At 55.9% G+C, this 7,844-nt stretch carries 7 protein-coding genes; 1 reads left to right on the top strand and 6 read right to left on the bottom strand.

The features are described 5' to 3' along the window. Nucleotides 1-156: 156 nt before the first annotated feature. The 6 genes from ACSQ3O_RS27120 to ACSQ3O_RS27145 form a co-directional block, all read right to left on the bottom strand. Nucleotides 157-843 (bottom strand): type IV secretion system protein, encoded by a 687-nt coding sequence (locus tag ACSQ3O_RS27120; RefSeq protein ID WP_436141222.1) that lies wholly within the window; start codon nucleotides 841-843, stop codon nucleotides 157-159. Beyond that, nucleotides 840-3,296: a VirB4 family type IV secretion/conjugal transfer ATPase gene (locus tag ACSQ3O_RS27125; protein ID WP_436141223.1), complete on the bottom strand. Its 2,457-nt coding sequence runs from the start codon at nucleotides 3,294-3,296 to the stop codon at nucleotides 840-842. Before ACSQ3O_RS27125 ends, ACSQ3O_RS27120 begins: the two co-directional genes overlap by 4 nt. Nucleotides 3,297-3,304: 8 nt before the next feature. Continuing rightward, the gene (locus ACSQ3O_RS27130) at nucleotides 3,305-3,667 is read right to left on the bottom strand and encodes a type IV secretion system protein VirB3 (RefSeq protein ID WP_436141224.1); all 363 of its coding nucleotides are present in this window, start codon (nucleotides 3,665-3,667) and stop codon (nucleotides 3,305-3,307) included. Between the two features lie 17 nt (nucleotides 3,668-3,684). Beyond that, nucleotides 3,685-4,026, bottom strand: a complete 342-nt coding sequence (locus ACSQ3O_RS27135; RefSeq protein WP_436141225.1) for a TrbC/VirB2 family protein — start codon at nucleotides 4,024-4,026, stop codon at nucleotides 3,685-3,687. 276 nt (nucleotides 4,027-4,302) lie between these two features. Continuing rightward, nucleotides 4,303-6,330, bottom strand: coding sequence for a DNA topoisomerase (locus tag ACSQ3O_RS27140; RefSeq protein ID WP_436141226.1), 2,028 nt, complete (start codon nucleotides 6,328-6,330; stop codon nucleotides 4,303-4,305). A gap of 2 nt (nucleotides 6,331-6,332) precedes the next feature. Beyond that, complete coding sequence (locus tag ACSQ3O_RS27145; protein ID WP_436141227.1) at nucleotides 6,333-7,025, bottom strand: lytic transglycosylase domain-containing protein; 693 nt, start codon at nucleotides 7,023-7,025, stop codon at nucleotides 6,333-6,335. A gap of 202 nt (nucleotides 7,026-7,227) precedes the next feature. Here ACSQ3O_RS27145 and ACSQ3O_RS27150 point away from each other — a divergent pair, with 202 nt between their 5' ends. After that, nucleotides 7,228-7,494, top strand: a complete 267-nt coding sequence (locus ACSQ3O_RS27150; protein ID WP_436141228.1) for a helix-turn-helix domain-containing protein — start codon at nucleotides 7,228-7,230, stop codon at nucleotides 7,492-7,494. Nucleotides 7,495-7,844: the final 350 nt, after the last annotated feature.

The raw sequence follows: 7,844 nt of genomic DNA on the forward strand, positions 1-7,844 counted from the left end.
GCATTTTGAATTTTTCTTGGCAATATGTTTGCTGGTACGACTCGAGTTCGTCGATAGTTGCCTGCTTGCTATTTATCGGCGGGGGTTCATTTTGGCCGCAACCAGTAAGAATAAGTAGGAAGGCAGAGCTGATATAAAATTTATTCATATGACCCTCTAGCGTGCGCCGAATAGTTCTTCAGGTGCCCGCATGGTTGCAATGATGCCTGGTTTACGACGCATTTCCTTGTCGTTTATTCGCGCCTGCTCCTGCATCTTTTGCTTTTGAATTTCCTGCAAATTTTTCATCATTGCAATCTTTGATGCCTCGTTTTGCATCATTACCTGCTCCGCTTGAATGCGCGCCTGCAAGTCCACCATATCTTTTGCATCGGGAATGCTGGCATCATTGATTTTGTCAAGCAGAACTTGAATGTCACCGAATCTACGGCTTGCTTGCTTATAACTTTCCAGTGCCATTGCCTCATCAATTGCTAGTTGGTCCCTGCGCAGTTTTTGAAGATTGGAACTCCCAACCGGGTTATCCAGTGCAGTTCGCAGCGCCTGCCAATCGCCATATCCCTGGCTCAGGATATTCTTGTACTCGTCCGGTAGGTAGCGCCTGAGCTGGGGATTGTTGACCAGGCTGGCCATGCCGCGTATTCCATTCAAGCTGCGGTATTCCTCGACGAGCTGGTTATATTCCTGCACCATTTGCGCGTATTGAGCGATCCATGATGCAATTTGTGTGGTTTCTTTTGCGATGTTGCTTCCACCGAACCCAAGGAATGCATTGGCTGGAATGGCAGTGAATGCCAGTGCTGCGGCGGCAGCGGCAACGGAAACGGTTTTTTTGATGTTCATGCTGCAATTCTTTCTCGGCGGATTTTGTGAAACTCAGGCAACCAGTTGGCGGGATCTTCGCCCAGTTGAGCTACGAGCTGTTCAGCCAGTAGCGAGGTGGCCGTGTTGCCTGAAAGAACGGCCAATTCATCATCAAAGCCTCTTAAATCAAGTTCTGCTACGACCGAATTCGATCCTTGCTTGATCAGAAAGCGCCGTGATTTTTCCGGTAAATCACGGATCAATTCATATTCTTTTTCGGAGAGTTTGAAATGCTTGATGTAATCATCCCTGTCCGCTTCGGGATTCGGGAGGAATATCTTTGTCGCTGTCTGCTCAATGATGGCAAACGCGATGGGCGAACGAATGACTTGCTTTGGCGCTTGCGTGAAGCAAACGAGAAAGCCGTCCTGTTTTCGGATCGTCACCAGTTTGTTCTTAACGAAGTCCTCGAATTCTGGATCGTCGAGCAGTTTCCAAAACTCATCCATGAATATGACCACCCTTCGGCCATCGAATAGGGATTCGATCCGGTGCATCAAATACATGATGATTGGCGTTCTGGTTTCCGCGTTTTCAAGGAATTCCGTCACGTCAAAGCCGACAATGGCGTTTGCTTCCACGTCCAGGGTGTCTTCTGCGTTGTCCAGCGCCCAACCCAGGGGGCCAAAGCCGTGACACCAGCGCGCCAGGCGCATGTAAATGCCGTTTTGCTCAGTGGGGTTCAGGAATTGCATGATGGCGCTCAGGCGCCGCTGTGCCTTTGGAACCGCTGGGTTCATGACCCCGGCAATTGCCTTTGCAATTTCCGCTTCTTCGCGCGGCGTGATGGGCATGCCTTCGCGCCGCACCAGGTAGCGCACGAGGTTTTCCAGGAAGGTGATGTTGTTGGGGGTGGGGTCGAGCTGGAACGGGTTGAAGCCGGTTGAGACGCCGTTTTTCAGCGGGTAGTAGCGCCCACCCATTGCGCGTACCGCTACGGCCGCGCCCAGGTCTTTGTCGAACACTACGGACGTGAGGCGCTTTGCTGGTGGCTTGTTGAACTTCTGGGCCTGCGCGAGCAAAAAGCACTCGATCACGGTTTTGCCGGTGCCCGACTTGCCGAGCACGATGGTGTTGGCCAGCTCCTTGTGATTCGGGTCCAGCTTCGCGGCCCGCTTGGCGTCAGCGCCCTCTTCCCCTTTGTGGAACGAGAAGTAGAAGGGCGCTCCTGACGTTGTTTTGAACATCGTCACCGCTGGCCCCCATTGGTTCGCTTCAAGGCGCCCAATGGGGTAGTTGTGCAGGCTGGAGAACGAGCAGAAGTTGCGACTGGTAATGTCGCCCGCGCGGATTCGATAGTCGAAGTTGCCGGGCATGAGGGAGTAGTACGCCGCCGCCATGCCTAGGTCTTCGCGCGACCACTTGATGCCCGCATCGCTCAGGATGCTTCCAGCCACCGAAATATGGTCTTTCAGATCCTTCTCGTTCTGCGCGCGGATCATCAACGTGAGTGAGTGCGTGCCCATGACGAACCGATTGCTTGTCAAATCGTCCAGGGCCGCATCAATCGCCTCGACCTGGCTCGTGGCCACGTCCCCGGCATTGACCAGCCGCTTCTGCTGGCGTGTCATACGCCCGCGCGCCACGGGCTTAGAGAGGAACGTGAACGACTGGCCGAGGGTGAACTCGTAGGGCACCGACAACAACTCATTGAGCAGGCCGGGGTGCGTGTGCGCGGGGTATTCTTGAAACGCCAGCGTGGCGCAGAAGTAGTCTTCTGTGGACGTGCGCAGACTCATCAAGCCGCCCTTGCCGAAGAATGGCCGCGACGTGGGCAGCACGTCCCGCATCTCTGCGCGTGGAAGGGGGAAGCGGCGCCACTCACCGTTCAGGATGTAGTGCAGGAACTCCCCAGTTTCAGAAAACAGGTTGCCCTTGAATTCATAGCACCCAAGCAATTCGGGTTCGTAGCGATCCAATGCCGCCATCGACGTTGAAATCAAGTCTTCCATGTTCTCGATATGCTCAAGCTGCAGCTCTTCCAATTGTGCTTTGCTTTGCCGTGAGAACATATCCACGATTCGCCCTGCTGCAATCGGTTGTGGGCGAAATACGATGCTGATATACAGCTCGTTAATCATCAAGGTGGTTTCCTCGATGCGGCTTCGATATTTCTTGTTCAGATTGTTGATGAATTCAGAAGGGAACTCACCTTCCGGGTATTCGTTGATTTCACGCCGGACGATGTGACTCCACAGGGCGACATGGGGCGAACTGATATTTCGGATAAAACCGTTTAACTGGCTGTGCCACCCGTTTAAATCGGATATGTCCGCGCTTTGGTGGGCGGCGCCCGACAGCCTGATGGTAAACATCATGTCGCCATTCATCATCTTGACGATGTTGCGTGTGACATGCCCGGAATATGGAAGAAATGCGCTGACACCAACCTCTTTGTCTATCGCAGACGTGAATTTCAAAATGCCTTTCATGCGGTTCCTTATTTTTTCGCGGAGGCGAAATTCCTGCTCTTTTTAGACTTTGGCAAGGCTGTGTAGGCCAACGGGGAAAAACTGGTAGCTTTCCAAAACATGCGATTGAGACACCGGCCATTGATCAGCCCGTACTTTGTCAGGCTGTCAAATCTACCGGGGTCACTCGCAGAGAGTAGGTAAAGGAAACCGTGCGTTGGGATGAACAGAAGAAGCCAGATGGGGTTGCCAATCGCCAGGAACACGCAGCCAACGACGATCATTTCCACCACAAAAGCTGTGAAGTGCACGCCGAACACCGTTGCCGGGCGCGTCAGACCGACAAACAGCTCATCGACTTCCAATTCGACCACTTTTTCGGCTTCTTCCACTTATTAACTCCCTTTGTTTAACCGACTGCGCTGATGATGTAATCAACAATCGCCGCTGCACCAAAAATCAGTACGATTCCGATAATGATCTTGATCGCCCAGTCCCATGACAACTTACCGGCGATTGCCGCAATGCCACAGGCAATAACCGCAATAATCGCCAATGTCCGGGCTAAGCCGCCCGTAAAAATGTCCATCACTTTCTGAGCCGCTGCATCCCACGGTTCCGCCAGGGCCAACTCAGGGGCCATGAAAAACAAAACGATGAGCAGCATTGCAATCATCGACAACGTTTTTCCGCTTGTCTCTCTCTTTTGCTGTGCGTTGTCGATGTAAGCGGTTTTAAATTGATTCAGCATAAGTTTCCTTTCATGTTGCTTTGATTTTAAGATGACAGTCTATAGAGACTGAATTAATATTTGTTCTTAAATGTTTAACCATTCGGTCGAGGCTTGACCACTCTCTTGCTTTGCCTCGCGTCGTGATTACTGGAAAAACACCTGATTTCCATTTGAGGATGGCGTGTAATTCGTACTTGGATTTGTCGTTCTCCCTTATTTGCAATATCTCCACCTGGTTGCTTATTAGGTAGTGCAACAATTCGGCGTTCTGCAGTCCGCGTTGAAGTCGTTGGTTCATGCTTGCTTCTTGCCGCCGCCTCCCTTGTCGCCGTTGAAATCTGGCTTGTTGCGCTTGTTGGGGAAATTGGCGCGACAGCCGTCCTTGAAGCCCGAGCAACCCCAAAAGTCGTAGCCGTCTTTGCCTCTTTTGGTGCGGCGAATAAGTGGTTTGGAGCACAGCGGGCACGAATGGCCGGAATCGCTTGGGGTTTCCTTCTCGCCGGGCTGACCATCCTTGTCGGGCCGCGTTGCGTTGCAGGCGGGGTAGCCGCTGCACCCCCAGAAGTTCCCGGTTTTCCCAGGAATGCGGCGCATTGCGCTGCCGCAGTCGGGGCAAGGATGGCGCGGCGCTGATCCGCTGGTTTCAAGGCTGGCCAGTTCCTGGCGCAGCTTGTCGTGCGTGGCCTCGACCGTGGCCAAGTAGCTGCCCTGCCCGCTTGCGATCCTGTCCAGCTCGCTTTCCACTTCGCGCGTGAAGTCCACGGCGATGAAGGAGAACGCTTTCGTGAGCTGATCGACGATGAAAAATGCCGTCTCTGTCGGATGCAAAAACAGCTTGCGAGTGGTGATGTAGCCGCGCCTCTCGATGTTGCCCATGATGGCCGCGTAGGTTGCTGGGCGCCCTATTCCCTCGCTCTCCAGCTTGCCGATCAGAGAGGCCTTGGTGTAGCGCTTGGGCGCCCGTGTCTTGAGGGCTAGAACTTCGCCGCCCAGCGGTTGGAGCCGTTGCCCCGCATCGAGCGGTGGCACCTGGTTGCTTTCGGCGCCCTGCCCTTCAGGCCTGTCTTGACCGTCCGCTTCCTCGTGTCCCTCGCTCACCAGAGACAGCCAGCCGGGTTCCTGCAGCGTTTCACCTTTAGCGCGAAAACGGACTTGTCTGCTGTCCACCTGTCCGAGCAAGGTAGCAGTGCGGGTCTTGTAAACAGCATCCGCCAACTGGCTTGCGATGGCACGTTGGCGAATCAGCTTGTACAGGGCTTGCTCGTCGCCCCCCTGCCCTGCCGTCTCAACTTCCCAGTGTGTGGGTGTGATGGCAGGGTGCCCAGCTTGCGCGGCTGCCGAGGTTTTGAAGAGGCGCAGTTTCGGAGCCATCGCCCATCCGTGTGCCTGCGCCAAGGCGCTGATGTGCGGGAAATCGTCTGCGCTGATATTGGGGTTGTCGGTCCGGTGGTAGGTGATATGCCCGGATTCAAAGAGCCGCTGCGCAATACGCATCGTGTCTTCTGGGTCGAACCCCAGCTTCACGCTGGCCGCTTGCTGCATCCCGCTGGTAGCCAATGGCGGGGCCGGTGCGCGCCGGCGCTGGCCGTCTTCACAACCTTCGACCATGACCGACTCGACGGCTGCAACCCTCGCGGCAAATTCGCCGTCTTGAAAATAGGGGCGATCTTCTGGGGCGAAGTCAGGGACGACTTCCCACATGGCATGCCAATTTTTCGCGTCCGCGAAATTTCCCAGTGCCTGGAAATCCAGGCGCACCTGAAAATGGTTCGTGGGCGTGAAGGCGGAAATCTCTCGCTCTCGCATCACCACCAACGCGACCGCAGGACTTTGGACGCGGCCCGCGGATAAAGTCGTGCCGCCAATCTTGGACAGCGCAGGACTGACCAGGTAACCCACCAGTCGATCCAGCACGCGCCGCGCCTCTTGTGCGCCCACCAGCTTGTAATCAATCCCGGTAGGTGCAGCCACTGCCTGGCGCACCACGGTTTCTGTAATGGCGGGAAAGCGAACCCGCTTTGCATCCCTTCCCAGCTTGAGTTCGCGCGCCAGGTGCCAGGCGATGGCTTCGCCTTCCCTGTCCGGGTCGGTGCCTATGAGTATCTCGCTTGCTCGTTCGCACTGGCTGCGCAGCCGTGACACCACCGATGCGCCGCGTTCAGACAGCCGGTATTGCGGTTTGTACTTGGGCGCCTCGACGCCAATTTCCTTGTCGGGCAGATCGCATACGTGGCCGAGGCTGGCGGACACTTTCCAGCCGTCGCCCAGAATGCTTTGCAGCTTCTCGACCTTGCCTTGGGATTCGATGATGAGCAGCTTCATGCTCAGAACACCATGGCTTGGCCGATCTCATCGCCCTGCCCTTCGGGCGGGTTTCCGAAGACCATCGCGGGGTCGGTTGTGACGGGCGCGGTCGTCGGCTTCGTGGGGCGAGATTTTGCTTGGCCGGATGGCTGCGGCGTCCCCGCAATGGTTTTGTCGGCTTGCGCCGCCATAGGAGGAGCGCTTGGCGCAACAGATTGCGGATCTAGTTTGATGGCCGGAACTGTGTAGCCCTGGACGATCTTGAGTCCGTTCGTGCTGACCTTCTGCACGTAGCCATTCTTGATGCCGCGTGCGAAGTCGCCAGTGTTGTAAGCGCTTAGAGCTTTCTTGAGGGCTTCCTGCGGTGCGCCCTCCTTTACGCTCGCCCGTGTGAAGTTGACTTCGAGAATGAGCGCTGCCGCGCTCAGGTTCTTGCACACGTCGAAAACTTCATCGACCGTCATCCCGAGCCTTGTGAGATTCTCGGAATTGATCTGACCCAGGCCCATGTCGATGTTCTGTCCGCCTGCAATGAGGGTCTTCGCTGCCGCTACCGCTTCCGCTTTGTTGGTCGGCTGTCGCGTGAGCTGCAGCCCGCCTTTGTTAACCCCGATTGCGAACGGGTTAAAACCGCTTTCCGTTTTAACGATTGCCGCAAGTGTTTGCGGATGAACTGCAGGGGCGCATTGCTGGGCCAAAACCAGAAAATCCATTATTAACCTGAACGATATATTTATAAGCCAATGCAAAGAGCCATGTTTTGCAGTGGCGCGATGATAAATATAAAAATGCGTTTACTGGTAAGTCAGGATTATTTATTGAGTTACAGCGGGTTAGAGTTGTAATCCTGTGTTGGCATTTGCCCGGCTTAGGCGCACGCTGGTGGGTTGCCCTTATGAACCCTTCTTTTTGCTTATGAGCCGTCGCCGGTATTCCGTGTTTCTTGATTTGCTTCGTCAGGCCCGTACCGATGTTGGGATGACGCAGGCGGACGTCGCCCGCAAGCTTGGGGTGCCGCAGAGCTATGTGAGCAAGTGCGAGTCCGGAGTACGGCGTATGGACGTGACGGAGGTTCACGCCTGGCTGGATGCCGTCGATAGGGATTGGGTGACCTTCATGCTGACGCTAGGCCATGCGTTGGACGCCCAGGGATTGCAGACATTTCCGCCGTCCCGCTTCTGAGGCATTTCCCCCCCTGCGGTTGAAAAACCGGATGCCCCCGCCCCGTTGGGGCTTTGCGCCGCTCGCCTCACCCGGCTCGAACCCGCTGGGATTGCCCTGCGGGCACGGCTCCAGGCCACCTTGCCCGCTATTGGGGGAAGTGCTGCGCACATCCCCCTGCCGCTGGGGCTTCCCCCTTGAAAGACAGCCAAGACGGCCGCAAGCGTCCGACTTGCCCCCGACCGGGCCATGGTGCCCCGAAGCGCGCACGCCTTGCGTGCGGGTTGTCCGGTAGGGGCCGGTGCGGAGCACTGCCGTGCTTCTTGCACGGCACCCCGCAAGCCCGGACAAGGGTATGGCCCGGCGTACCT

This window comes from Acidovorax sp. LjRoot74 (assembly GCF_964254355.1).
Taxonomy (GTDB): Bacteria; Pseudomonadota; Gammaproteobacteria; order Burkholderiales; family Burkholderiaceae_C; genus Acidovorax.